The following is a 24,403-nucleotide window of genomic DNA, read 5'->3' as shown; positions in this document are numbered from 1 at the left end:
GGCCGAGATCTCTTTTCCGGCTTACCGCTCGTCTACGATCGGAATCGACACCGTCACGCGCGTCCCGCGCGGCTCGCGGTCGGCGTACTCGACCGCCGCGCCGATCGCCGCGGCCCCCCACTCGACGACCCAGAGGCCGAGCCCCGAGCCGTGTTCGAGCGCCGTCTCCTGACCGGCCTCTATCGCTTCGACCTCGTGATCGGGGACCCCCGGCCCGTCATCTGTGACGGTGAGGACGAACTGGTCGGCCTCGCGCTGGGTGTCGCCCGCTCGTTCCAACGTCACGCGCACCCACGCGCCGCCGTCGTCGCGCTCGCTGCCCTCGCCGTCGTGGTGGTCGAGCGCGTTCTCGACCGTGTTCTCGACCACCGCCCCCAGCGCGTCGCCCCGGACGCACGTGGTCCAGTCGCCGTCGTCCACCAGCAACTCGACGGTTGCGTCGGGGTTGCTGTTCTGCGCCTCCTCGACGACTCGCTCGACGAGGTCGTCGACGGCGACATCGTGTGCCTCCCCGTCGGCGACGAGCCGCTCCACCGTGCCGGCCTTCTCGCCGAGCGCGGCCAGCGCGCCCGCCCGTCGCTCGATGGCGTCGGCCATCCGGGTCAGGTCGGGGTCGTCGAGCCGGTCGCGGAGAATCTCGCCGTAGCCGTGGACCACGCCGGCGTCGTTGCGAAGGTTGTGACGCAAGATCCGATTGAGCACCTCGAGCTGTTGGCGCCGCCGCTCGCGCTCGGTGATGTCCGAGAGGACGACCGTGTACCCGACGTGTGTCCCGTTCGGGTCGGTCAGCCGCGCGGTCGACACGGCGTAGGTCCGCCGACCCGCTTCGGGGGTCCCCGCGACCTCGACCGTCTCGCTGGCGGTCTCTCCGTCGATCCCTTCGGACTCGGCACCCTCCGCTCCGGACTCGGCCCCCAGACCGATCGGGATGTCGAGAAACTCGTCGAGCGAGCGGCTCTGAGCGGCTTCGGCGCCGACGCCCAACACCCGTTCCGCGGCGGGGTTGAGCCGAACGATGCGGTTGTCGAGCCCGAGCGCGACGACGGGGTCGTTCAGGTCGTCTATCGCGGTGCGCTCCGCCGCCCGGCTGGTCGTGGGGTTCCGGTCGAACATCTCTGCCCGGTTGAACGCGTACGCGTCCATGAGCGCGTGCGGGACGAACAGGACGGGGGCCAACTGCAGCTGCGGGACGGGACCGAGTTCGAGCGCCCACGCGACCAGGGCGAACCCCGGCGGGAGCGAGCTCAGGGCGACGGCGGCGCTCTCGCGGCGGTACAGCGGGCCGTAGCTGAGGAGGGTGTCGACGAGCAGGAAGACCGCGCTGGCGACGAGGACGGTCTCGACGGCGACGACGAGGTACGCCCACGGACCGAACGCGTACGAGACGGTCGCGACGCCGAACGCCGGGGCAGGTTCGAGGCCGGTCCAGAACGCGCCGTGCAGGGGGTTCGTCGCGATCAGCGCGGTCGAGAGGGCGCCGAAGGCGACGACCGCCGCGAACAGCCGGCTCCGGACCACGTCGCTCCGGCCGGTGTAGGCGAGCGCGAAGCCGAGGAAGGCGACGCCGGTCCAGACGACCCCCAGCCACATCGCCCCCTCCAGGGCGGCCCGGAGGGCGAGGTCGTCGACGAGGAGCCCGGCGCCGTAGGAGAGACACCAGACCGCTTGGGCGGCGAAGACGCCCAGAAACCAGTCGACTCCGGGGCGCCCGCGGTGGTCTCTGATCGCCCACGCGAGCGCGAGCGCCCCCGCTCCGCCGGCGATCGATCCGACGGCCGGCCACGCGGGGACGAGATCGAGTGCCATCTGTCGATACCGATTGCGATGACCACGCGGGGTGTAAAACTATCGCGCCGCTCGGCGCCCCGTCACTCGCGGCGGCGACCGAACGCGACGGCCACGGGAACGAGCAGGAGCGCGCCGGCGAGGAACGGCGACGCGACGGCGACGGTGTAGAGCGCGGCCATCAGGGGCGGGCCGACGGTTCGACCGAGGCTCGACGCCCCCTGCGTCACGCCGAAGGCCGCGCCCTGTGCCGCGTCGTCGGCGGACGTGGAGACGAGCGTCGCCAGCGAGACGTTCACGAGCGCGTTCCCGAGCGACAGCGCCGCGAGCGCGAGGAGGAGCGCGACGAGCGGGAGCGTGAGCCACGACGGGCCGCCGAGGGCGACGCCCCCGAACGCGCCGTCGACGAGGCCGGTCGCGGGGATGGCGACGAGCGCGGCGCCGAGGACGACCGCCCCGCCCGCCACGAGCGTCCGCGAGGAGACGACCCGCGAGAGCCGCCCGACGAGGACGCCCTGGTTCACCGCACCGAGGACGCCGACGTAGGTGAGGAGGAACGCCGCGGCGGTCGCGTCGTAGCCGAACGCGTCCGCGACGTACGGGATGAACATCACTTGTACGCCCGCGAACGCGACGGCGACGACGAAGTACGTGAGCGTCAGCGGGCGGAGCGCGGCCGAGGCGAGCGCCTCGCGGAACTGGCCGATCGCGGTGGTCCGCCTGCGCCCGGCGTCCGCGGTCGACCGCGTGCGCGCTGGCTCCTCGAGGAAGCGGGCGCCGACGCCGACGGCGAGGAAACTCATGCCGGCCGCGGCGAAACTCGGGAGCGAGTACGCCGTCGCCGGCACGAAGGCGGGGAGGAGCGCGTCGGCGCGCGCCACCACGGGGTCGGCGGCGAGCAGGCCGCCGATGGCCGGACCGAAGACGAACCCGAGGCCGAACGCGGCGCCGATGAGCCCCAGCGCGCCCGCCCGCCGGTCCCGCGGCGTGATGTCGGCGACGTACGCCTGCGCGGCGGCGATGTTCCCGCCCATCGCGCCCGCGAGCGTCCGGGAGGCGAAAAGCGTCGCGAGCGCGGCGACGGTGCCGAAGCGCTCGCCCGCGACCCCGGCGTAGCCGAACGTCACCCACGCGACGCCGGCGGCCGCGAGCGACGCGAGGAGGACGGGCCGGCGTCCGATCCGGTCCGAGAGCCGCCCGAGCGTCGGCGCCGCGAGGAACTGCGCGAGCGAGTACGACGCCGCCAGCAGGCCGATGAAGGCGTCGCTGACGCCGAACGACCGCACGTAAAAGGGGAGGATCGGAATCACGATCCCGAAGCCGACCAGATCGATGAACACGACGCCGATCACGACCGCGAGCGCGCGCCGCGGGTTGGCGACGGCGGGCGGCTGCGCGTCGTCGTCAGCGTCCGGCACGGCCTCGGCGACGTCGTCGAGGCCGTCGTCGGCCGCGCCCCCCTCCGGATGTGTCACGGTGGTGAGAGACCTCGGGCGAACTTAAAAAGGCGGGAGAGCGCGGTCGGGGGCGTGATTTGAATTGCGACCCGGTTCCGAGTCGAGCCGCTACACGTGACGCTCGATGACGCGTTTCGCCGCCTGCCCCTTCTCCTTCCAGCCGTACCCCTCGTCGTACACGTGTCGCTTGGCGTCGACGAGCTCCTCGGGCGTCGACTCCTCGAAGCCGCCGCGGTCCCACGCGCCCGACTCGCGGAGCCACTCGACGACGTTCTCGCGGGTCTCGGGCCACGAGAGCCCGACCATCTCGTACCACGCGACCATCGCGAAGACGGCGTTGTCGTGACAGCCGGGGACGGAGCCGTACTCGTAGACGGTCCGCATGGGGTCGCGGGTCGGCTCCGAGACGAGCTCCTTGAACTCGGCGGCGGTGAGGAGCCGGAGCCGACCGCCCTCCTCGACGACGCGCTGCTCGCGCGCCAAGGCGTTGAGCGCGGCCTTGTGGAGCCCGCCCCACTCGCCGTGGACCGCTTCGCGAAGCGTGGACTCGGCCAGCCCGTCCGGCTCGGCGGTGAGGACGGTCAGCAGGTCCGTGTACGCCTTCTCGATGGTCGGCCAGCTCACACCCTCGAACTCGCAGTCGGCGTCGTGAAGGCTGTTGGTCGTCCGGCAGCCGGGGCACGGGTAGCGGAACGTCGGCACTAGCAGGCGATGGGTGACGACCGGAGTTAGGCGTTTCGCGACGGGGCGGCTCGCGGGCCCGCTCGGTGCGGGCAGTTGCGGGGTTCCGAAACGTTTACTCGCCGTCCGGTCGCGAGTGTACACGGTATGACAAAGGTAAGCGTCATCGGTGCGGCGGGCACTGTCGGTGCTGCAGCCGGGTACAACCTCGCGTTGCGAGACGTGGTCGACGAGCTCGTCTTCGTCGACATTCCGGACCAGCGTGAGACGACGATCGGACAGGCGGCCGACACCAACCACGGCGTCGCTTACGACTCGAACACGACCGTCCGGCAGGGCGAGTACGCAGACACCGCCGGCTCGGACGTCGTCGTGATCACGGCCGGCATCCCGCGCCAGGAGGGCCAGACCCGGATCGATCTGGCCGGCGACAACGCGCCGATCATGGCCGACATCGGCTCCTCGCTCGCCGAACACAACGACGACTTCGTCACCGTCACGACCTCCAACCCGGTCGATCTCCTCAATCGGCATTTATACGAGGCGGGCGACCGCGACCGCCACAGCGTGATCGGGTTCGGCGGCCGACTCGACTCGGCGCGCTTCCGGTACGTCCTCTCGGAGCGCTTCGACGCGCCCGTCCAGAACGTCGAGGCGACGATCCTCGGCGAACACGGCGACGCGCAGGCGCCCGTCTTCTCGAAGGTCCGCGTCGACGGTCGCGACCCCTCGTTCGACGCCGACGAGAAGGAGGAGATCCTCGCGGACCTTCAGGAGTCCGCGATGGACGTGATCAGCCGCAAGGGCGCCACGCAGTGGGGTCCCGCCACCGGCGTCGCTCACACCGTCGAGGCCATCCTCAACGACACCGGCGAGGTGCTCCCCTGCTCCGTCGTCCTCGACGGCGAGTACGGCTACGAGGACACCGCGCTCGGCGTGCCCGCGAAACTCGGCGCGGACGGCGTCGAGGAGGTCGTCGAGTGGGACCTCGACGAGTACGAGTCGGACCTGCTCGATGAGGCCGCGGACAAGCTCTCGGAGCAGTACGACAAGATCGCTTAAAAAGACAGATCGGCTCTCGCCGGCCGGCTCTCGCCGTTCGCGAGCAGATCGACCGGCGACGTGACCGCGCCGCGGTCGCAACGCCCCGATTTTTCCTCCCACCGACGCGAGCCCCCGCCAGCGACGCCCGCGGTCCGCGCCGATCGAAACCGACTCGTCGCCGCCGCCCGGACGCTCGGGTATGAGCGAACCGGACGCGTCGGACGCCGTCCCCGTCACGGTGTACACCCGCGAAGACTGCTCGCTTTGCGTCGCGGCCCGTGACACCATCGAGTCGGTCGCCGCCGACCTTGACGTGGCCGTCGCTATCGAGATGGTCGACGTCGACGAGGACCCCGAACTGGCCGCGGAGTACGGCGAGCGCGTCCCGTACGTTCTCGTCGACGGCCATCCCGCTTTCAAGTACACCGTCGAGGAGCGCGACCTGCGACTGAAACTGCTAGCGGCGTCTTGAGACCGAAGCTGCCCGCCGCGTCCTGAGACCGGTCCGGCCGGTCCGGTCGCCTCCCGCGGCCGACCGCGACCCGAGTCTTTACGACTCGAACGCCCCTGATGCGGCTATGCACCTGATTCGAGGCGGGCGAGTGGTCGACGCCGACGGGAGCCGCGCGGCCGACGTGGCGGTCGCCGACGGCGACATCGTCGCGGTCGGCCCGGACGCGGTCGACGAGATCGGCGGCGAGGGCGCGGTCGACGCCGAGACCGACGCGACCGGCGCGGTCGTCGCGCCCGGCCTGATCGACGCCCACGTCCACGTCATGCTGGACGGGCGCCCGGACGTCGCCACCGCGGTCGCCGACAGCGACTACACCGCGAGCTATCGGGCCGCCGGCAACCTCCGAGACGCCCTCGAAGCGGGCGTCACGACGGTCCGCGACCTCGGCAGCCGCGGGACGCTCGCGCTCGACGCGGGCGAGGCGGTCGCGGCGGGGGACATCCCCGGCCCGCGCGTCCTCGCGTGCGGCCGCAACGTCATCATGACCGGCGGCCACGGCAACTGGTTCGGCCGGGAGGCCGACGGGCCGGCCGAGGTCCGGAAGGCGGCCCGCGAACAGCTCAAACGCGGCGCGGACGTGCTGAAGTGTATGGCGACCGGCGGCGTCCTCACCGAGGGGGCGGTGACCGGCGCTCCCGAGTTGACCCCCGACGAACTGGCGGCGTTCACGGACGCGGCCGCCCCGACCGACACCCCGACCGCGGCGCACGCCCACGGCGAGCGGGGGATCAAGAACGCGGTCGCCGCCGGCATTTCGAGCGTCGAACACGGCACCTTCATGGACCGCGAAGCGGCCGAGATGATGGCCGACCGGGGCACCTACTGGGTGCCGACCGCGAGCGCGCTCCGCGGGGTCGCCGACCACGGAGTCGAAGCCGGCATCCCCGAGGACGCGGTCGAAAAGGGCGAGGACGCCGCCGACCGCTTCGACGACGCGTGGGACCACGCGCTGGCGGCCGACGTGCCCATCGCGATGGGGACCGACGCCGGCACGCCGTTCAACTTCTTCGCCGACATCCCGACCGAACTCGCGTACATGGTCGACTACGGCCTCTCGCCGGCGCGGGCGCTGGCGGCCGCCACGGTCAACGCCGCCGACCTGCTCGGGCTCGACGACGTGGGCCGCGTCGCGACGGGCTACCGCGCCGACCTCGTCCTCCTCGAAGCCGATCCGACCGACGACGTGACGACGTGGCAGGACCCGACCGCGGTGTTCGCTGCCGGCGAACGGGTCGCGTAGGGCGGCGACCGCCGACCGCCGACCCGCCGGCCGCCGCCGCCGAACGCGCGTTTTTAACCCGAGCCGACCGAACCGTCGGGCGATGACGAGCGCGAACTCCGGGTCGTCGCCCCGGCACGCGGACCCCGACGAGAACCCCTACGTCGAGGCGCCGCCGACCGACTTCGAGCCGGTGGCGACGCTCTCAAAGGCGGAGGCGACCGAACAGGCGTCGCTGCTCCGCGCGGCGATACGGGAGCACGACCACCGCTACTACGTGGCGGCCGACCCGCTGATCGCCGACGAGGTGTACGACCGGCTGTTCGCCCGGCTGCGAGCGATCGAAGACGCGTTCGACCTCCCCACCGCGAACTCCCCGACGCGCCGGGTCGGCGGCGAGCCGCTCGACGAACTGGAGACGGTCGAACACGTCGCGCCGATGCGCTCTATCGACAACGCGATCGACCCGGACGCGGTGCGCGCGTTCGACGAGCGCGTCCGGACGGGGCTCGACGACGACGGATTCGACCCGAACTCGGTCGCGTACGTCTGCGAACCGAAGTTCGACGGCCTCTCAATCGAGGTCGTCTACGAGGACGGCGAGTACGTCCGGGCCGCCACCCGCGGCGACGGCACCGCGGGCGACGACGTGACCGAGCAGGTCAGAACGATCCGGTCCGTCCCCGGACAACTCCGCGGCGACCCGCCCGCTCGACTCGCGGTCCGCGGCGAGGTGTACATGCCCCGCGACGCCTTCGAGGCGTACAACGAGACGCTGATCGAGCGCGGCGAGGAGCCGTTCGCGAACCCCCGCAACGCCGCGGCCGGGACCCTCCGTCAGTTGGACCCGTCCGTCGTCGCCGAACGCCCCCTCGACGTGTTCTTCTTCGACGTGTTGGGGTGGGAGCCGGGCGACGGCCCCGAGCGCCCCGACACCCACTGGGGGGAGTTCGACGCGTTCGAGTCGTTCGGGCTCCGCCACACCGATCGGATCGAGCGCGTCGACGACATCGGCGCCGCGCTCGCGTACCGCGACCGGCTCATGGACGACCGCGAGGGGCTGAACTACGCCATCGACGGGGTGGTGATCGCGGTCGACGACCGCGCCCACCGCGAGGCGCTCGGGGCGACCGCGCGGGCGCCGCGCTGGGCGTTCGCGTATAAGTTCCCGCCGCGGACCGCGACGACGACCGTCGAGGGTCTCACGGTGCAGGTCGGCCGGACGGGGCGGCTCACGCCCGTCGCGGAGCTCGAACCGGTCGACGTGGGCGGCGTCAGCGTCTCGCGGGCGACGCTTCACAACCCGGACATGATGGCGGCGCTCGGCGTCGGTGTCGGCGACCGCGTGCGGGTCTACCGAGCCGGCGACGTGATCCCCTACATCCCCGAGGTGGTCGACCGGCGCGCCGACGCGCCGGCCTCCTTCCCCGAGACCTGTCCGGTGTGTGACGCACCGGTCGAACGCGACGGCCCGCTCGCCTTCTGTACCGGCGGGCTGGGGTGTCCGGCGCAACTGGAGCGAGCGATCGAACACTGGGCGCGCCGGGAGGCGCTCGACATTGAGGGGCTCGGTCCGGAGCGCGTCGAACAGCTCCGCGAGGCCGGGCTCGTCGAGTCGCTGCCGGACCTGTACGACCTCACGGCCGAGGACCTCGCGGCGCTGGAGGGCTGGGGCGAGACGAGCGCCGAGAACCTGCTCGCGGAACTCGACGAGACCCGCGACCCCCCGCTCGACGACTTCCTCGCCGGACTCGGCATCCCCGACGTGGGGGCGACGACGGCCCGCGCGCTCGCGGCGCACTTCGGCGACCTCGACGCGCTCCTCGCCGCCGACGAGGCGGACCTCCGCGCGGTCGACGACGTGGGGCCGGCGGTGGCCGAGTCGATCCGGTCTTTCCTCGACAGCGAGGAGAACCGGGCAGCGATCGAGCGCCTCCGCGAGCGCGGGGTCGACCCCGAACCGGTGAGCGTCGACGCCGGCGACGCGCTCGACGGGCTCACCTTCGTGTTCACCGGGTCGCTGTCGACGACCCGAGGGGACGCGCAGGCCCACGTGGAGGCGCACGGCGCGAACGCCACGTCGAGCGTCTCGGGCAACACGGACTACCTCGTCGCCGGCGAGAGTCCGGGGCGGTCGAAGCGGGACGACGCCGACAGCGAGGGCGTGCCCGTCCTCGACGAGGACGCGTTCGCGGACCTCCTCGCCGAGCAGGGGGTCGCGTGGCCGCCTGCGGGGTCGTAAACCCGCAACCCTTTATCTGGCGACGCGGCAACGGGGCGGTATGACCGCCATCGAACTGCGTGGCGTGACGAAGGAGTTCGCCGACGTCACGGCCGTTCGCGGCCTCGATCTCACCGTCGAGTCGGGCGAGGTGTACGGCTTCCTCGGCCCGAACGGCGCCGGCAAGTCGACGACCATCGACATGGTCCTCGATCTGGTCCGTCCGACCGAGGGGACCGTGCGCGTCCTCGGGCAGGACGCCACGGCCGACGGGGTCGCGATCCGGCAGCGGACCGGCGTCCTCCCGGACGGCTTCGCCGTGTACGACCGGCTCACAGGGCGTCAACACGTCGCGTTCGCGGTCCGGTCGAAGGACGCGGCCGACGACCCCGACGCGCTCCTCGACCGGGTCGGACTTCTCGACGCCGCCGACCGCACGGCCGGCGGCTACTCGAAGGGAATGCGCCAGCGGCTCGCCTTGGCGATGGCGCTCGCCGGCGACCCCGACCTGCTCATCCTCGACGAGCCCTCCTCCGGACTCGACCCCGCCGGCGCAAAGGAGATGCGCGAAATCGTCCGCGCCGAGGCCGACCGCGGCGCGACCGTCTTCTTCTCCTCGCACGTCCTCGAACAGGTCGAAGCCGTCTGCGACCGCGTCGGGATCTTGCGCGACGGGGAGCTCGTCGCCGAGGACTCCGTGGAGGGGCTCCGCGAGGCGGTCGGCGGCGAGGAGACGCTGGAGATAGCGGTCGGCGACGACGCCGAGGCCGTCGACGAGGGGACGGCCGCGGTCCGCGCGCTCGAAGGCGTGAGCCGCGTCGACCGCGACGGCGACGCGCTCGTCGTGAGCTGTGCCGACGACGCGAAGACGAGCGTCATCGCCGCGTTAGAGGACGCCGGCGTCGCGGTCGCCGACTTCCACACCCGCGAGGCGTCGCTCGAAGACCTGTTCTTGGCGTACACGGAGGGCGAGACGCCGGCGCCGAGCGCCGACGACGCAAGCGAGGGCGGCGACGAAGACGGCGAGGACAACGACGCGATCAGCGATGACGACGCCGACGCCGACGCCGACACCGAGGAGGTGAGCCGATGAGCCTCGCGCCCATCGCGAAGAAGGACTTCCAGGACGCGGTGCGCTCCCGCGGCATGCTGGCGCTCGTGGCGCTCTTCTCGCTGCTCGTCGCGGCGTTCGCCGTCGTCGTCAGACCGACCGGACAGGGGACAGAGCAGTTCGCGACCGAACTGTTGTTGCAGTTCTTCGTCGGCCGGTTCCTCGTGACGCCGCTCGTCCCGCTCGTGGGGATCGTCGTGGGCTACAACGCGATCAGCGGCGAGCGCGAGTCGGGGTCGCTGAAGCTGCTCCTGTCGCTCCCGCACTCCCGTGCCGACGTGGTCTTCGGGAAGGTGATCGGGCGGGGCGCCGCGCTGTCGCTCGCGGTGTTCACCGGCTTCCTGCTGCCGGGACTCGTCTTGTTCGCGCTCGAACAGACCGGCGCGCTCGCGGCGTTCAACGTGGGATCGTTCCTCGGTTACACCGTCTTCGCGGCGGTCCTCGGCGTCGTCTTCGTCGCCATCTCGGTCGGCTTTTCGGCGGCCGCGTCGACGCAGCGCCGCGCGCTGATCGGCAGCGTCGGCGTCTACGTCCTGTTCGTCCTGCTGTGGAGCGCCGTCACCGGGCAGTTCCTCAACGCCGCGAGCGGCGTGATCGACCCGCTCCCGGTCTCTCAACAGCAGGTGAGCGTGTTCCTCCAGGCCGCGAACCCGACGAGCGGCGTCGAACTGCTCTCCAGCGCGTTCCTCGGCGGGCAACTGCTCGCGGGTGAGACGCTCAACCAGCAGATATCGGCGGTGTCGATGCTCGTGTTCTGGACCATCGCGCCGCCGCTCGTCGGACTCTGGACGTTCGACGCCGCCGATTTATAAGCGTCGGCGGGCGGTCGACGGTCGGTGATTTATCAGAGACGGCGGGCGCGTTCGCCGGGCGGCGCCGCCGGTTTATAAGTAATCGAGGGTCGCGTCGCTCACGCGGTCGCGTGTTCGATCGCGGCTTCGAGGTCGGCGACGATGTCGGCCGGATCTTCGATACCGACGGAGAGCCGGACCATGTCGGCGGTGACGCCGGCGGCCTCCTGTTCCTCCTCGGTCAACTGCTGGTGCGTCGTCGAGGCCGGGTGGATGACGAGCGTCTTCGCGTCGCCGACGTTCGCGAGCAGCGAGGCGAGGTCGGCGTTCTCGACGGTCCCCTTCGCGGCCTCGTAGCCGCCTTCGAGTCCGAAGGTGATCATGCCGCCGTAGCCGCCCTCCAAGTACTCGCTGGCCTCCTCGTGGGTCTCGTGGCTCTCCAGTCCGGGGTAGTTCACCCACGCAACGTCGTCGTGGGCTTCGAGGGTCTCCGCGACGATCGCGGCGTTCTCGCAGTGGCGGTCCATCCGCAGCGGGAGCGACTCCGTCTGCTGGAGCGTGTTCCACGCGTCGAACGGGGACTGCTGGTCGCCCAGGTCGCGCAGGCCGCGCGTCGTCGCCGCGAAGGTGAACGCCGCGTCGCCGAACGCCTCGACGAAGTTGATCCCGTGATACGCCGGGTTGTCCTGGGCGATCTCCGGGTACTTCTCGGCGTGTTCGGCCCACGGGAACGAGCCGCCGTCAACCAAGACCCCGCCGACGGTGGTGCCGTTGCCCGTGAGCCACTTCGTCGTCGACTCCCAGACGAGGTCGGCGCCGTGGTCGAGCGGCCGGCAGAGGTACGGCGTCGCGAACGTGTTGTCGACGAAGAGCGGCGCGCCGTGCTCGTGAGCGATGTCGGCGATACGCTGGATGTCCGGCGTGACGAGCGCGGGGTTGCCGATGGTTTCGAGGTGGACGTAGGCGGTGTCCTCGTCGATGGCCTCGGCGTACCCCTCGTAGTCGAGCGGGTCGACGAACCGGGTCGAGACGCCGCGCCGCTCGACGGAGTGGGTGAAGTAGGTGTACGTGCCGCCGTACAGCGCGGACGACGAGACGATGTTGTCGCCCGCGGACGCGAGCATGAACGTCGCCAGGTCGAGCGACGCCATCCCGGAGGCGGTGGCGACCGCGCCGACCCCGTTTTCGAGGGAGGCGATCCGCTCTTCGAGGGCGGCGTTCGTCGGATTCATGATCCGCGAGTAGACGTTGCCGGCCTCCTCTAACCCGAAGAGGCGGGCCGCGTGGTCGGCGTCCTCGAACTCGTAGGAGGTGGTCTGATAGATCGGCGTCGCGCGGGCGCCCGTCGCCGGGTCGGGGTTCGATCCGGCGTGGACGCTTCGGGTGCGGAACTCGTGGTCGCCGTCGTCGTCGGCTGGCATACTCGCACGTGACGCGCCGAACGGTTAAAGCCGCCCGGCAGTTACGGACGTTTCCGGTATCTCGGACGCTGACGGGCGCCCTCCGCGCCCGCGACGCCCGAATTCGTGGCAACCGTTAACAGCGTCGGGTCGTAAGGTCACGCATGGGAACACAAGGTCCTCGCGGCAACGCCTTCGACGTCGGAGAGGCGACGGGTGCGATCCCGGACGCCATCTGGCAGTACATGGCGCTCGCGCTCGCGCTCCTCGTCGGCTTCGCCCTCCTCAGCCAGAGCCTCGTCTACGGCGTCGCGGCGCTCGCGGTGCTGGTGGCGGCCGTCACGGTCGTCAGCGCCGTCGAGATCGTCGACGCCTACGACAAGGAGGCGCTCACGGTGTTCGGCGAGTATCGCAAACTGCTCCAACCGGGCGTGCATCTGATCCCCCCCTTCGTCTCCCGCACGTACGCCTTCGACATGCGGACGCAGACGATCGACGTGCCGAGCCAGTCGGCGATCACGCGGGACAACTCGCCGGTGACGGCCGACGCGGTCGTCTACATCAAGGTGATGGACGCGAAGAAGGCATTCTTGGAGGTCGACGACTACAAAAACGCGGTCTCGAACCTCGCGCAGACGACGCTTCGCGCCGTCCTCGGCGACATGGAACTCGACGACACGCTCTCCCGGCGCGACCAGATCAACGACCGCATCAACGAGGAGTTGGACGAGCCCACCGACGAGTGGGGGATCCGCGTCGAGGCGGTCGAGGTCCGCGAGGTGAGCCCGTCACAGGAGGTCCAACGCGCGATGGAACAGCAGACGGGCGCGGAGCGTCGCCGCCGCGCGATGATTCTCGAAGCGCAGGGTGAGCGTCGCTCCGCGGTCGAGCAGGCGGAGGGTGACAAGCAGTCGAACATCATCCGCGCACAGGGTGAAAAGCAGAGTCAGATCCTCGAAGCGCAGGGTGACGCGATTTCGACCGTGCTCCGGGCTCGCTCCGCGGAGTCGATGGGCGAGCGCGCCATCATCGAGCGCGGCATGGAGACCCTAGAAGAGATCGGCAAGGGCGACTCGACGACGTTCGTCCTCCCGCAGGAGCTCACCAGCCTCGTCGGGCGCTACGGCAAGGCGCTCTCCGGCTCCGACGTCCAGGAGATGGAGGGGCTCGAAGGCAAGGAGTTCGACGAGGAGACGGAGAAGCTCCTCGGACTGGAGGACATCGAGAGCGCGCTCGAACAGCTCGACACGGTGGCCGACAGCGACCTCCGGACCGACGAGACCCGCGACGCGGACACGGCCCGCGACGTCGACCTGGGTCGCCAGGACGACGCGGCACGCGAGGCCGACCGCGACATCGAACTGGAGACCGAAAGCGAGCACCCGAGCGACTGACCCCGGTCTCGGCGCGCGCTCGCCGATCAGGGCCGCCACGCCGCAGAATCGACCGCCCAGAGCGCCCCGACCGCGAGGGCGCCGGCGACGCCGCCGGCGAGGAGCGCGAGCGGGGCGTCGGACCCCGCGGCGACCGCCGCGAGCAACAGGGCCGCGCCGACCAGCAGCACCACGGTGTCCTCGGTCGTCGACGCGCGGACGACCGGCGCCACGGCACCGCCCGCCACGGCGCCCGCGGCGATCCGGGCGCCGACCCCGGTCCCGAGCAGCTCGTACGCGGCCGGGTCGGTCGCGGTCGCGAGAGCGGAACCGGGGTCGAGTCCGAACCCCAACCCGAACACGCCCGCGGCGACCACGCCGAGCGTCGGCGCGAGCATCGCGGCGCGCGCAGACAGGTTCGCGTCGGCGATCGCGGCGGCGCCGCCGACGAACAGCACCGATCCGACCGCGAGCAGCGCGGGCGACGCGAGCAGCGAGACCGGCGAGGGCGTGACGGCGGCAAACCCCGTCGAACTCGTCGACGACGCGACGATCGCCGGAGTGGTGCCGGCCGCGAGGGCAAGCGACGCCGCGGCGACGACGAGGGCGACTAATCCGACGAGGCGGCGGGGGAGCATACTCATGTTCGGCCGGACACCGCGCGGACACAAAACGCCCGCGGGAGCGGGCCGGCACTCGGGGGGACGCCGGCGAACTCGCCTCAGATCGTCACGCCCGCGCGGTCGCCGTCGATGGAGACGATGACGCGCTCCGGCGGCCCCTGCTCGTCGGTCAGCCGCAAGAGTAGCGTCTTGACGACCGGGTCGTCGGTCTCGATCTCACCGCGAACGCCGGCCAGATCGACGGCGATCCGAAGCGAGTGGTCGCCGGTCCGACTGATCGACCCCAGTCGCACCTCGACTTCGGGCGCGGTGAGTCGCTGGGCGACGACGAGCACCACCTCGCCGCCGTCGTCGACGAACTCGGTGTTCTCGACGAACTCCGTCGTCTCCGGGTGACCGGGGCGGATCGCCCCCATCGCTCCGGCCTGCGACCGGAAGGAGGTGGCGTGTGTGATCAGCTCCTCGGGCATCGAGCGCACGCTCTGTCCCTCGACGAGCGGGTCGCCGTCGATGTAGCGGCTCCGAACCGCGATATCGCGCGGCGTCGACGCCACCACGTCGCGGAGCCGGTCGGTACAGCCCGCGCTGGCGACGGCACAGAGTCCGGCCACCATCGCGCGGCGCTTCATACGACGCGCTCCGGCGCTCGCGAATAAAAACCCCGTCGTCGCAACTCTCGACGCGCGAGAATCGGACCGAGGCGGCGAGGTGGCGAGGTCGCCCGCGCTCACTCGTCTATCATCGGCGCCGGGACGCCGTCGTCGCCGCCGTCGAGGTCGAACGCGCGCCGGAGTTCCGCGATCCGGTCGCGGATGTCGGCCGCCAGCTCGAACTCCAGGTTGCTCGCGGCCTCGTCCATCCGGTCTTCGAGCGCCTCGATCTGTGCCGTCGCCTCCTCTTTGCTCTCCACGTCGCCGACGCTGACAGACGAGGTGTCCGTCTTCGAACCGGGGAGGTTCGTCTCGCCGACGGGCTTGTCGATGGTGGTCGCCTCGTAGCCGTGTTCGGCGTTGTACTCGACCTGGATCTCGCGGCGCCGCTGGGTCTCCTCGATGGCGGCCTGCATCGAGTCGGTCGTCCGGTCCGCGTAGAGGACGACCTCGCCGTTGACGTTGCGGGCGGCCCGCCCCATCGTCTGGACGAGCGTCGTCGTGGAGCGGAGGAACCCCTCCTGGTCGGCGTCGAGGATGGCGACGAGCGAGACTTCGGGGATGTCGAGCCCCTCGCGGAGCAGGTTGATCCCGACCAACACGTCGATGTTGCCGAGGCGGAGGTCGCGGATGATCTCGTGGCGCTCCAAGGTGTCCGTCTCGTCGTGCATGTACGCCACGTCGATCCCCGCCTCCTCGAAGTACTCCGTGAGGTCCTCGGCCATCCGCTTCGTGAGGGTGGTGACGAGCACGCGCTCGTCGCGTTCGATCCGGTCGCCGACCCGTTCGAGGAGGTCCTCGACCTGGCCAGTCGCCTCGGTGATCTCCACTTTCGGGTCGACGAGGTGCGTGGGCCGAACGATCTGCTCGACGATCCGGTCCGAGGTCTCGCGCTCGTAGTCGCTCGGCGTCGCCGAGACGTAGAGGGTGCGGTCCGTCTTCTCTTCGAACTCGTCGAAGGTCAGCGGGCGGTTGTCGTAGGCGGTCGGGAGCCGGAAGCCGTTCTCGACGAGCGAGTCCTTGCGGGACTTGTCCCCCTCGTACTGGCCTTTTATCTGCGGGATCGTCTGGTGGGACTCGTCGATCACGGTGAGGAAGTCGTCGGGGAAGTAGTCGAGGAGGGTGTAGGGGGCGTCGCCCGACTCACGATCGTCCATGTGGACGGAGTAGTTCTCGATCCCGGAGCAGTAGCCCGCCTCCCGGAGCATCTCCAAGTCGAACGTGGTCCGCTCTTCGATGCGCTGGGCGGCGACCAGGTCGCCCTGTCGCTCGAAGTAGCTGACGCGTTTCTCCATCAGGTCCTCGATCTCTGTGACCGCCTGCTCCAGTTTGTCGTCGGGGATCGAGTAGTGCTCTGCCGGGTGGAGCATCACCGCCGGCTCCTCGGAGACGACCTCGCCTTTCATCGGGTCGACTTTGATCATCCGGTCGATCTCTTCGCCCCACAGCTCCACGCGAACCGCGTAGCGCCCGTACATCGGATATATCTCGACGGTGTCGCCGCGCACCCGGAAGGTGCCCTGCGTGAAGTCCACGTCGTTGCGCTCGTAGTTCAGGTCGACGAGGCGGGCGAGCAGGGCCTCGCGGCCAACCTCCTCGCCGACCTCAAGCCGGAGCGCCATGTCCCGGTAGTTCTGCGGGTCGCCGAGACCGTAGATGGCCGACACCGACGCGACCACGATCACGTCGTCGCGGGTGAGAAGCGAGCGCGTCGCGGAGTGTCGCAGGCGGTCGATCTCCTCGTTTATCGACATCTCCTTGTCGATGAACGTGTCCGTCTGCTCGACGTACGCCTCCGGCTGGTAGTAGTCGTAGTAGGAGACAAAGTACTCGACGGCGTTGTCCGGGAACAGCTCGCGGAACTCCTCGTACAGCTGGGCCGCGAGGGTCTTGTTGTGGGCCAAGACGAGGGTGGGCTGGTCTAACTCCTCGGCGACCCACGAGACGGTGTTCGTCTTCCCGGACCCCGTTACGCCGAGGAGGGTCTGTTTTTTCGCGCCCGACTCGTACCCCTCGACTAACCCTTCGATGGCCTCCGGCTGGTCGCCCGCGGGCTCGAACGGGGCGTCGACGCGGAGGGGTCGGTCGACGGTCGGGCGGTCCTCCGAGAGGGGGGAGTCGGCGTCGCTCACGATACGCGTCGTTGGGGGGCGACGCACTTGAGCGGCGCGGCGACAGGTGGCGGCTGGACTCTCGCTCAGCTGTTCGGGCGTTTATAAATGGTTGACTGCGGACTGACAGCGAACGCCCCCTGAAGCCCCAGTCGCTTGGTTAGCGATCGTTGCGATCGATACGGTGACGGACACCCCCGAAGCCCCAGCCGCGAGACGGGCGTACACTCGCTTCGGTCCTCGTCGCTCGCGTTGCTCGCTCCTGCGGTCCTTACGTCGTCTACGCCCGTCTCGCGGCTGCCCCTTCGATTCCCGCCCGTCCGCAACCGCACCTCACGCCTCCCCAGCCTCGTCGCTGGCACCCTCCGCTTCGCTCCGGGAGCCAGCGACTCCCTCGCGCGGTGCTGTTCGCGCCCTCCGGGCGCTCACAGGCACGCACCACCGCGTTTGTTTATAAACGGTCTCGCGTCGACACCTGCGCCGCTCCCCGGACGAAAACGTTTCCCCCTGTCCCCGCGAGTCGTCGCGTATGCGCATCGCCGTTCCCAACAAGGGCCGCCTACACGACCCGACGCTCTCACTCCTCGAGCGCGCCGGGCTCCACGTCGAGGAGACCGCCGACCGCCAGCTGTACGCCGACACCGTCGACCCCGACGTCTCCATCCTCTTCGCTCGGGCGGCGGACATCCCCGAATACGTCCGGGACGGCGCGGCCGACCTCGGCATCACCGGCCTCGATCAGGCGGCCGAGTCCGGCGGCGTCGCCGACGCGGCGACCGCGGCGGCCGACGACGACCTCGTGGATCTGCTCGATTTGGGGTACGGCTCCTGTAAACTCGTCCTCGCGGCGCCCGAAGACGGCGACGTCTCGACCGTCGAGGATCTCGCCGGCGGCGCCATCGCCACCGAGTTCCCGGCGGTGACGCGCGCCTACCTCGACCGCGTGGACGTCGACGCCGACGTGGTCACCGTGACGGGCGCGACGGAGCTGACCCCCCACGTCGACATGGCCGACGCCATCGTCGACATCACCTCGACGGGGACGACGCTCAAGGTGAACCGGCTCGCCGTGATCGACGACGTGCTCGACTCCTCGGTGCGGCTCTTCGCGCGGCCCGACGTCGTCGATGACCCGAAAGTCGAGCAGGTGATGACCGCCTTCGAGTCCGTCCTCGCCGCCGACGGGCGCCGCTACCTGATGATGAACGCTCCGAAAGACCGGCTCGACGCGGTGAAAGACGTGATCCCCGGCCTCGGCGGGCCGACCGTCATGGACGTGGAGGCGGACGAGAACGGGAACGGCATGGTGGCGGTCCACGCCGTCGTCGAGGAGCGCGACGTGTTCGCGACCATCTCCGAACTGAAGTCGGTCGGCGCGACCGGCATCCTCGTCACGGAGATCGAGCGCCTCGTCGAGTGAGGCCGAACGGAGCTACTCGTCGCCGATCAGCCGCTCCTTCTCGGCTCGCGAGAGCGACTTGATCGCGTGTTCACGCGACATCGCCGCCGACTTCGAGTCGAACGACTCGACGTGGCGCAGCGTCACGGGCGTTCGCCCGCGGGTGTACTTCGCGCCCTCCCCGGCGTCGTGTTCGGCGACGCGCCGCTCCACGTCGGTGGTGTAGCCGGTGTAGAGCGTCCCGTCGGCACACTCGATGACGTACACGTGATGTGACCCGCCCGCGCTCGATGTGGACACGACAGCCGGTCGGTGCGCGCGACTCGAATAGCTGCCGCTCCGGGCGTGGCGTCGCCGGGGGATCGCCGGGGAGTCGGCGGGTCAGTCTCCGGCCCGCGTACGCTCTCGCGAGACCTCGGCGATCCCGGCGTTCGCGGAGCAGTCCGGACAGGCGTTCAACTCGCCGTTTTCGTCGGCGAACACGCGCGCGAAGCGGTCCGAGACGTGCGACCCGCAGTGGTCACAGCATGGCATTGGTTCCCAACAACAGATCCACGGGCTGGACGAACAAATACCCTTTCTCGCCACCGCTGTGCCCTCGTGTCGACCGATACGCCCTCGCCGGTATCGGCGCGGACTACGACTCCGCCGCCGCGTCTATCGCCTTGGCGATCAGCCCCGCCTGCGCGCCCGCCACGAACCCCGCGTCGACGTTCACCGTCGTGAGCACGGAGCAGGACTGGAGCGCGCCCTGCAGGGCCGCCACGCCGTCGCCTCCGACGCCGTACCCGGTCGAGACGGGGAGCGCGATCACCGGGGCGTCGACGAGGCCCGCCGCGACCGTCGGGAGCGCTCCCTCGCGGCCGGCGGCGACGACGACCACGTCGGCCGACCGGATCCGGTCGCGCTGGTCGAGGATGCGGTCGACGTTGGCAACGCCCACGTCGTCGATCCGGTCGACCGTCGCGCCGACCTCGCCGGCGACGACCGCCGCCTCGCCCGCGACCGCCGCGTCCGCGGTCCCGGCCGCGACGATGGCGACGGTCGCGTCGAGATCCGGGGGCTCGAAGTCGCCCGCGTGCACGACGACCGTGCCGGTTCGCTCGTCGTGGTCGACGACCGGGTCGCCCGCCGCCCCGGCGTCGAGTTCGCGGTCCACCGCCGTTCGGATCGCGGCCGCGTCGTCGGCGTCCGCCCGCGTCACCAGCGCGCGGCCCGTCGTCTCCACCGCGGTCGTCGTCAGCGCGGCGACCTCCGCCGGCACCTTTCCTTCCGCGAGGATCGCCTCGGGAATCCCGCGCCGGCGCTCGCGGGCGGCGTCGAACCGCCCCGCCGCCGTCGTCGCGTAGCCGGCGAGTCGTGACTCCGCCTCCGTGACGCCGATCTCCCCGGCGTCGAGCGCCTCTAGCGTGTCGCGCATGGCCGTTCGTCGGGACCGAACCGAGTCGTACCTATCGATCCGAGCCGACCGCCGCCGCGAATCGTCCCTCGCTCTCACAAAGTTTATAAGTGACCGCTCTGGTACACCGCCGCGAACCGCCCGCACGGCCTCCCTCGCGGGCGAATTCAGGAACTCTTATTAACTGTCGACGGATATTCTCGACCGCATGGCAGACCTTATTGTCAAAGCGGCCGTCAAGGAAGCCCTGGACGACAAAAACGTTGCTTCGGACTTCTACGACGCGCTCGACGACGAAGTGGACGAGCTGCTCGAAGACGCTGCGCGCCGAGCCGAGGCCAACGACCGGAAGACGGTCCAGCCTCGCGACCTCTAAGACGGACGCGTTTTAGTCCTTCATTTTTTGCGTGCTGCCGACCGCCGAGCGACGCCCTCTGAAGCCCTGTTACCGCCGAGCGACGCGAACCCCCGTCTCCGTCCCGACGTGGACCGCGTCCGCGAGCCCCACGAACAGCCCGTGTTCGACGACGCCGGGCGTCGCGGACAGCGTCGCCGCGAGCCGCTCCGGGGCGTCGATTTCGCCGAACGCGCAGTCCAAGACGAGGTGCCCGTCGTCCGTGACGACCGGCCCGTCCTTCCGTTCCGCGAGCCGGAGCGTCGGCTCGCCGCCGGCGGCTCGCACCGCGTCGGCGACCGCCGACCGGCCGTCGGGGAGCACCGCTATCGGGACCGACCGATCGAGGACCGCCGCCTCCTTCGAGGGGTCGGCGACGACGTGAAACCGGTCGGCCGCGGCGTCGACGAGCTTCTCGCGAGCGTGCGCGGCGCCGCCGCCCTTGATAAGCGGGCCGACGGTCGGTTCGTCGCCGCGGCCGACCGCAATCTGATCGGCCCCGTCGATCGCTCGGTCGATTCCGGGGGCGTCGAGGCCGACGGCCTCGTCGAGGTCGATGAGGGGAATCCCGCAGTCGACCGCGAGCTCGCGGCTCGCGAAGGAGGTCGCCACGCCCCTCACGTCGAGCCCGGCGTCCACTCGGTCGCCGAGCCGCCGGATCGCGTGGGCCGCGGTCGAGCCGGTTCCGAGGCCGACCACCTCGCCGTCGTCGACCGTCTCGGCCGCCGACTCGCCGGCCCGTCGCTTCGCCGCGTCGCTGCCGCCGCTCGTCTTCATACCGCCGAGTGCGGGCGGTGGCATTGAAAAGGCGTCGGGCTACTCCAGCCGGTCTAACACCGCCTCGGCGTCGTAGGCCAAGGAGAGTTCGCGGGAGCGCCCGCGCCCCTCCACGTCGGCGTACTCCGCGTCGATCACGCCGAGTTGGTCGAGTTTGTTGATGATCTCCGAGTAGCGGGTGTAGCCGAGGTCGGTCTCCTCGCGGAACGCGTCGTACACCGCTCCGGCGCGCTCGCCGTCGTTTTCGGCGAGGACGCGGACGAGCGCGCGCTCTGACTCCGAGAGGCCGCGGAGCGACCGCGAGAGGTGAACGTGCTTCGATTTGTCGTAGGCTGACTCCACGTCCTCGCCGACGATGGTCTTCGAGGCGCGCATCTCGGCGTTGAGTCCCGCCCGGCGGAGGAGGTCGATGCCGACCCGGAGGTCGCCGCTCTCGGCGGTCAGATCCGCGACGCGCTCCAGTTCGCTATCCCCGATGACGCCGTCGTGGAAGCCGCGTTTCGCGCGCTCGAAGAGGATGTCGTATATCTCGGTCGCGTCGTAGACGGGGAAGTACACCTCCTCCGGCCGGAACACCGACTGGACGCGGGTGTCGAGGTCGTCTATCACGTCGAGGCCGAGATCGGAGGAGACGACGATGACGCCGATCTTCGCGCCGGAGTGCGCCTCGTGGGCGCGCAAAAGCGAGTAGAGCGTGTCTGAGGCCTCGTTCTCATAAAAGAGGTAGTTCACGTCGTCTAAGGTGACGACGAGCACGTCGTCTTCCTCCACGAGCCGGTCCGTGATCTGGCCGAACAGTTTTTTAAACGAGATTCCGGAGGAGGGGGGTTCATAATCGAATATCCCCTCGAAGATGCGGGAGAAGACTGCGTAGCGCGTCGAGTCCACCTGGCAGTTCACGCGGACCGTGCGCACGTCGGTCCGGGCGCCGAGTTCGCCGAACAGCTTCTGGACCGCCGTGGTCTTGCCGGTGCCGGGCGGGCCGCGGACCATCGTGTTGAGCGGTCGGGAGCCCCGAACGGCCGGGCGGAGCGCGTACTTTAAACTCTCCAGTTGGCTCTCGCGGTGGCGGAACGTCTCGGGGACGTGGTCGATCTCGAACACCGACTCGTCGCGGAACACCGACTCGTCCCACGAGAGCATGTCGCCGCCGGCGTCCCCGGTCATGAACACACCACGACTGGCTGTCCACTTAATCGTTGCCCGCGGGGAGAGCGAAAGTGAAACGCGTCGGCTGCGCGGCTCACCCGCCGGTTCTCGCCGACTCGATCTTCACTCTCGGGACGGTCGACTCGCCGGTCCACGGCGGTCGTCGCGGTCCGGCCGCCGATCGAGGACGAGCACGTGGCGGGTGAGCGAGCGGTGCACCCGGCGCTCGAAGGCGGCGTCGACGGTCCACCCGGCCGCACGCGCCTCCCGACGCCAGTCGCGGTCGGCGATCACGACCGCACGGGGGGCGACGCGGGCGGCCTCCGCGAGCGCGCCCGCCACGAGGTCGGCCAGTTCGTGCCGGGCGATCTTCGACTGCCGGCCGTACGGGGCGTCGAACGCGACCCCATCCACTGAGTCGTCTCGCAGCGGGAGGTCGGTGGCGTCACCGCGGGCGACGTGCCAGTTCGGCCCCGCCGAGCCGTCCCCGACGTACGCCCGGAGGTTCTCGCGCGTCCCGCGGACCATCTTCGACTGCGCGTCGCAGGCGACCGCGTCGCTCCCGACGAGCCCCGCTTCGAGGGGTAACCCGCCGGTGCCGCACATCGGATCGAGCACGGTCCGACCGGGCCCCGCGCCGGCGAGGTTGACGTACGCCCGCGCGTCCGCCGGCGCCATGCTGCCCGGCTGGAAGAAGGGTCGGTCGGTGGGGTCCGGCGCGAAATCACGCGCGGCCTCGGCGACGACCCACCCCAGCGCACAGACCGCGGCCGCGTCGCCGTCCGCGCCCGGCACCGACTCGTGTGCCTCGCGCTCGCCGGCCGCGAACAGCGCGCGCAACACGTGGTCGGGGTCGTCGAGGTCGACGTCGAACCCGCGGTCGACGAGGACGCCGCCCAGCTCGCGCTCGGCCGCGCTCGTCGAGACCGCCGTCGTGTTTCGCACGTTGCGGGCGCGGACCGCGACCGTCCCCGATCGGTCGATTGGCGCCGCCTCCAGGGCGGCGGCCGCGGCGTCGATGTCGGCGTCGGTCCGGGCGACCGCCTCGGTTGCGCTGCGGGTGTACGCGAGCCGTCGGACCGCCGCCCCCGCGTCGTCGCGACCGAGCCCGACGCTCCCGGCGCGGGCGACTCCCGGCGCGAGCAGTTCGACGCCCGCCGCGGCGACGGCGGCTTCGCGCGCCGCGAACGCGTCCTCCTCGCCGGCGAGTTCGAGCCAGTACACGTCGCGGAGTCGGGCCGCCGCTCGCAAGAGGATAGCGGTTCCAACCAGCCACCTATTTATATCTCACAGCTGTCTGTCCCGGTATAATGGCCGACCCGAAGGAGACGATATCGATAGAGAATGTCGTTGCCTCCACCGGGATCGGACAGGAGCTCGACCTCCAGAGCGTCGCGATGGATCTCGAAGGCGCCGACTACGACCCCGAGCAGTTCCCCGGCCTCGTCTACCGCACCACGGACCCGAAATCGGCCGCGCTGATCTTCCGGTCGGGGAAGATCGTCTGTACGGGGGCCAACTCGATCGACGCCGTCCACGAGAGCCTCGATCTGGTGTTCGACGAGCTCCGCGCGCTCCAGATCCCGGTCGACGACCCGGAGGTCACGGTCCAGAACATCGTCACCTCCGCCGACCTCGGCCAGAGCCTCAACCTCAACGCGATCGCCATCGGGCTCGGGTTAGAACACATCGAGTACGAGCCGGAGCAGTTCCCCGGCCTCGTCTACCGGATCGACGACCCCGACGTGGTCGCGCTGCTCTTCGGCAGCGGAAAGCTCGTCGTCACCGGCGGCACGACGCCGGACGACGCCGCGGCCGCCGTCGACGTGATCGTTGAGGAACTCGACGGTCTCGGCCTGCTGGCGTGAGCCGTCGGCGCGTGGCGAGCGCCCGACCGATCCGATTCCGCGACCACTTTTTACCCGTCGTCCCGTAGTTCGCCTATGATCCTGCAGACGGTGACGCCGGCCTCGGTGCTGGGGACGACCGTCCTGTTCGCGCTGTTCCTCTCGGTGACGGCTCACCTCGCCGCCCGGAACGTCCTCGGCGATGTCGACCCGCGTCGAGCGCTCTACGTCGGCCCGCTCCCGGCCGTCATCGGCGTCGTCGGCGGCGCCTTCTCGCTCCCGGAGTCACTCATCGTCACGGCCGCGCTCGTGGTCGACGGCCTCATGTTCGCGTGGAGCTACGACCAGCCCCGGCGTCTCGTGGTCGGCATGACGCTCATCCACGCGGTGATCACGACGCTGCTCGGCATCGTGTTACTCGGCGTCGCGGTGCTGCTCGCGGCCCGACCGGGGTAGGC

At 70.6% G+C, this 24,403-nt stretch carries 24 protein-coding genes; 11 read left to right on the top strand and 13 right to left on the bottom strand.

Annotated elements, in window-relative coordinates:
- Nucleotides 1-21: 21 nt before the first annotated feature.
- From DOS48_RS27330 to DOS48_RS27320, 3 genes are all read right to left on the bottom strand, one after another.
- The gene (locus tag DOS48_RS27330; RefSeq protein ID WP_127118732.1) at nucleotides 22-1,806 is read right to left on the bottom strand and encodes a histidine kinase N-terminal 7TM domain-containing protein; all 1,785 of its coding nucleotides are present in this window, start codon (nucleotides 1,804-1,806) and stop codon (nucleotides 22-24) included.
- A gap of 62 nt (nucleotides 1,807-1,868) precedes the next feature.
- Nucleotides 1,869-3,260 (bottom strand): MFS transporter, encoded by a 1,392-nt coding sequence (locus tag DOS48_RS27325; RefSeq protein ID WP_127118731.1) that lies wholly within the window; start codon nucleotides 3,258-3,260, stop codon nucleotides 1,869-1,871.
- A gap of 90 nt (nucleotides 3,261-3,350) precedes the next feature.
- Entirely contained in the window at nucleotides 3,351-3,944 is a 594-nt protein-coding gene (locus DOS48_RS27320; RefSeq protein WP_127118730.1) for a hypothetical protein, read from the bottom strand.
- A gap of 126 nt (nucleotides 3,945-4,070) precedes the next feature.
- Between DOS48_RS27320 and mdh the strand changes: the two genes are divergently transcribed.
- The 6 genes from mdh to DOS48_RS27290 all read left to right on the top strand — a co-directional run bounded on the left by mdh (nucleotide 4,071) and on the right by DOS48_RS27290 (nucleotide 10,844).
- Nucleotides 4,071-4,985 (top strand): malate dehydrogenase, encoded by a 915-nt coding sequence (mdh, locus tag DOS48_RS27315; RefSeq protein ID WP_127118729.1) that lies wholly within the window; start codon nucleotides 4,071-4,073, stop codon nucleotides 4,983-4,985.
- A 181-nt stretch (nucleotides 4,986-5,166) separates the two neighbouring features.
- Complete coding sequence (locus DOS48_RS27310) at nucleotides 5,167-5,439, top strand: glutaredoxin family protein (RefSeq protein WP_127118728.1); 273 nt, start codon at nucleotides 5,167-5,169, stop codon at nucleotides 5,437-5,439.
- 106 nt (nucleotides 5,440-5,545) lie between these two features.
- The gene (locus tag DOS48_RS27305) at nucleotides 5,546-6,721 is read left to right on the top strand and encodes an amidohydrolase family protein (protein WP_127118727.1); all 1,176 of its coding nucleotides are present in this window, start codon (nucleotides 5,546-5,548) and stop codon (nucleotides 6,719-6,721) included.
- Nucleotides 6,722-6,803: 82 nt separating this feature from the next.
- Nucleotides 6,804-8,942 carry an NAD-dependent DNA ligase LigA gene (gene ligA, locus DOS48_RS27300; protein ID WP_127118726.1) on the top strand — a complete coding sequence of 713 codons (2,139 nt, stop codon included), beginning with the start codon at nucleotides 6,804-6,806 and terminating at the stop codon, nucleotides 8,940-8,942.
- 40 nt (nucleotides 8,943-8,982) lie between these two features.
- Nucleotides 8,983-10,014 (top strand): ABC transporter ATP-binding protein, encoded by a 1,032-nt coding sequence (locus DOS48_RS27295; RefSeq protein ID WP_127118725.1) that lies wholly within the window; start codon nucleotides 8,983-8,985, stop codon nucleotides 10,012-10,014.
- The gene (locus DOS48_RS27290) at nucleotides 10,011-10,844 is read left to right on the top strand and encodes an ABC transporter permease subunit (RefSeq protein WP_127118724.1); all 834 of its coding nucleotides are present in this window, start codon (nucleotides 10,011-10,013) and stop codon (nucleotides 10,842-10,844) included. Before DOS48_RS27295 ends, DOS48_RS27290 begins: the two co-directional genes overlap by 4 nt.
- 98 nt (nucleotides 10,845-10,942) lie before the next feature.
- Here the strand turns inward: DOS48_RS27290 and DOS48_RS27285 are convergent, their stop codons facing one another.
- On the bottom strand, nucleotides 10,943-12,244 hold the full coding sequence (locus tag DOS48_RS27285) for an O-acetylhomoserine aminocarboxypropyltransferase/cysteine synthase family protein (protein WP_127118723.1): 1,302 nt from the start codon (nucleotides 12,242-12,244) through the stop codon (nucleotides 10,943-10,945).
- A gap of 143 nt (nucleotides 12,245-12,387) precedes the next feature.
- Here DOS48_RS27285 and DOS48_RS27280 point away from each other — a divergent pair, with 143 nt between their 5' ends.
- Entirely contained in the window at nucleotides 12,388-13,617 is a 1,230-nt protein-coding gene (locus DOS48_RS27280) for an SPFH domain-containing protein (RefSeq protein WP_127118722.1), read from the top strand.
- Between the two features lie 26 nt (nucleotides 13,618-13,643).
- On the opposite strand, the gene DOS48_RS27275 is transcribed toward DOS48_RS27280, so the two are convergent.
- From DOS48_RS27275 to uvrB, 3 genes are all read right to left on the bottom strand, one after another.
- Nucleotides 13,644-14,240, bottom strand: a complete 597-nt coding sequence (locus tag DOS48_RS27275; protein ID WP_127118721.1) for a hypothetical protein — start codon at nucleotides 14,238-14,240, stop codon at nucleotides 13,644-13,646.
- A 77-nt stretch (nucleotides 14,241-14,317) separates the two neighbouring features.
- Entirely contained in the window at nucleotides 14,318-14,848 is a 531-nt protein-coding gene (locus DOS48_RS27270; protein WP_127118720.1) for a hypothetical protein, read from the bottom strand.
- Between the two features lie 98 nt (nucleotides 14,849-14,946).
- A complete protein-coding gene (gene uvrB, locus DOS48_RS27265) occupies nucleotides 14,947-17,001 on the bottom strand; it encodes an excinuclease ABC subunit UvrB (protein ID WP_127118719.1) in 2,055 nt (684 codons plus the stop codon).
- 508 nt (nucleotides 17,002-17,509) lie between these two features.
- Here uvrB and hisG point away from each other — a divergent pair.
- Nucleotides 17,510-18,400, top strand: coding sequence for an ATP phosphoribosyltransferase (gene hisG / locus DOS48_RS27260; RefSeq protein ID WP_127118718.1), 891 nt, complete (start codon nucleotides 17,510-17,512; stop codon nucleotides 18,398-18,400).
- A 12-nt stretch (nucleotides 18,401-18,412) separates the two neighbouring features.
- On the opposite strand, the gene DOS48_RS27255 is transcribed toward hisG, so the two are convergent.
- The 3 genes from DOS48_RS27255 to larB all read right to left on the bottom strand — a co-directional run bounded on the left by DOS48_RS27255 (nucleotide 18,413) and on the right by larB (nucleotide 19,799).
- Nucleotides 18,413-18,679, bottom strand: coding sequence for a GIY-YIG nuclease family protein (locus DOS48_RS27255; RefSeq protein ID WP_127118717.1), 267 nt, complete (start codon nucleotides 18,677-18,679; stop codon nucleotides 18,413-18,415).
- 81 nt (nucleotides 18,680-18,760) lie between these two features.
- Complete coding sequence (locus tag DOS48_RS27250) at nucleotides 18,761-18,913, bottom strand: hypothetical protein (RefSeq protein ID WP_168654269.1); 153 nt, start codon at nucleotides 18,911-18,913, stop codon at nucleotides 18,761-18,763.
- A 103-nt stretch (nucleotides 18,914-19,016) separates the two neighbouring features.
- Complete coding sequence (gene larB / locus DOS48_RS27245; protein ID WP_127118716.1) at nucleotides 19,017-19,799, bottom strand: nickel pincer cofactor biosynthesis protein LarB; 783 nt, start codon at nucleotides 19,797-19,799, stop codon at nucleotides 19,017-19,019.
- Nucleotides 19,800-19,986: 187 nt separating this feature from the next.
- On the opposite strand from larB, the gene DOS48_RS27240 reads away from it, so the two are divergent.
- The gene (locus tag DOS48_RS27240; protein ID WP_004047560.1) at nucleotides 19,987-20,154 is read left to right on the top strand and encodes a DUF1931 family protein; all 168 of its coding nucleotides are present in this window, start codon (nucleotides 19,987-19,989) and stop codon (nucleotides 20,152-20,154) included.
- Between the two features lie 69 nt (nucleotides 20,155-20,223).
- On the opposite strand, the gene rpiA is transcribed toward DOS48_RS27240, so the two are convergent.
- The 3 genes from rpiA to DOS48_RS27225 all read right to left on the bottom strand — a co-directional run bounded on the left by rpiA (nucleotide 20,224) and on the right by DOS48_RS27225 (nucleotide 23,322).
- The gene (gene rpiA / locus DOS48_RS27235) at nucleotides 20,224-20,949 is read right to left on the bottom strand and encodes a ribose-5-phosphate isomerase RpiA (protein WP_127118715.1); all 726 of its coding nucleotides are present in this window, start codon (nucleotides 20,947-20,949) and stop codon (nucleotides 20,224-20,226) included.
- A 39-nt stretch (nucleotides 20,950-20,988) separates the two neighbouring features.
- On the bottom strand, nucleotides 20,989-22,116 hold the full coding sequence (locus DOS48_RS27230) for an ORC1-type DNA replication protein (protein WP_127118714.1): 1,128 nt from the start codon (nucleotides 22,114-22,116) through the stop codon (nucleotides 20,989-20,991).
- A gap of 105 nt (nucleotides 22,117-22,221) precedes the next feature.
- Complete coding sequence (locus tag DOS48_RS27225; protein WP_127118713.1) at nucleotides 22,222-23,322, bottom strand: methyltransferase domain-containing protein; 1,101 nt, start codon at nucleotides 23,320-23,322, stop codon at nucleotides 22,222-22,224.
- A gap of 86 nt (nucleotides 23,323-23,408) precedes the next feature.
- Between DOS48_RS27225 and DOS48_RS27220 the strand changes: the two genes are divergently transcribed.
- On the top strand, nucleotides 23,409-23,966 hold the full coding sequence (locus DOS48_RS27220) for a TATA-box-binding protein (RefSeq protein WP_127118712.1): 558 nt from the start codon (nucleotides 23,409-23,411) through the stop codon (nucleotides 23,964-23,966).
- Between the two features lie 75 nt (nucleotides 23,967-24,041).
- The gene (locus DOS48_RS27215; protein WP_127118711.1) at nucleotides 24,042-24,401 is read left to right on the top strand and encodes a hypothetical protein; all 360 of its coding nucleotides are present in this window, start codon (nucleotides 24,042-24,044) and stop codon (nucleotides 24,399-24,401) included.
- The last annotated feature ends 2 nt before the right edge of the window (nucleotides 24,402-24,403 follow it).

The organism is Halorubrum sp. PV6 (genome assembly GCF_003990725.2).
Lineage (GTDB): Archaea > Halobacteriota > Halobacteria > Halobacteriales > Haloferacaceae > Halorubrum.
This window is presented reverse-complemented; position numbering and strand designations above follow the sequence as displayed.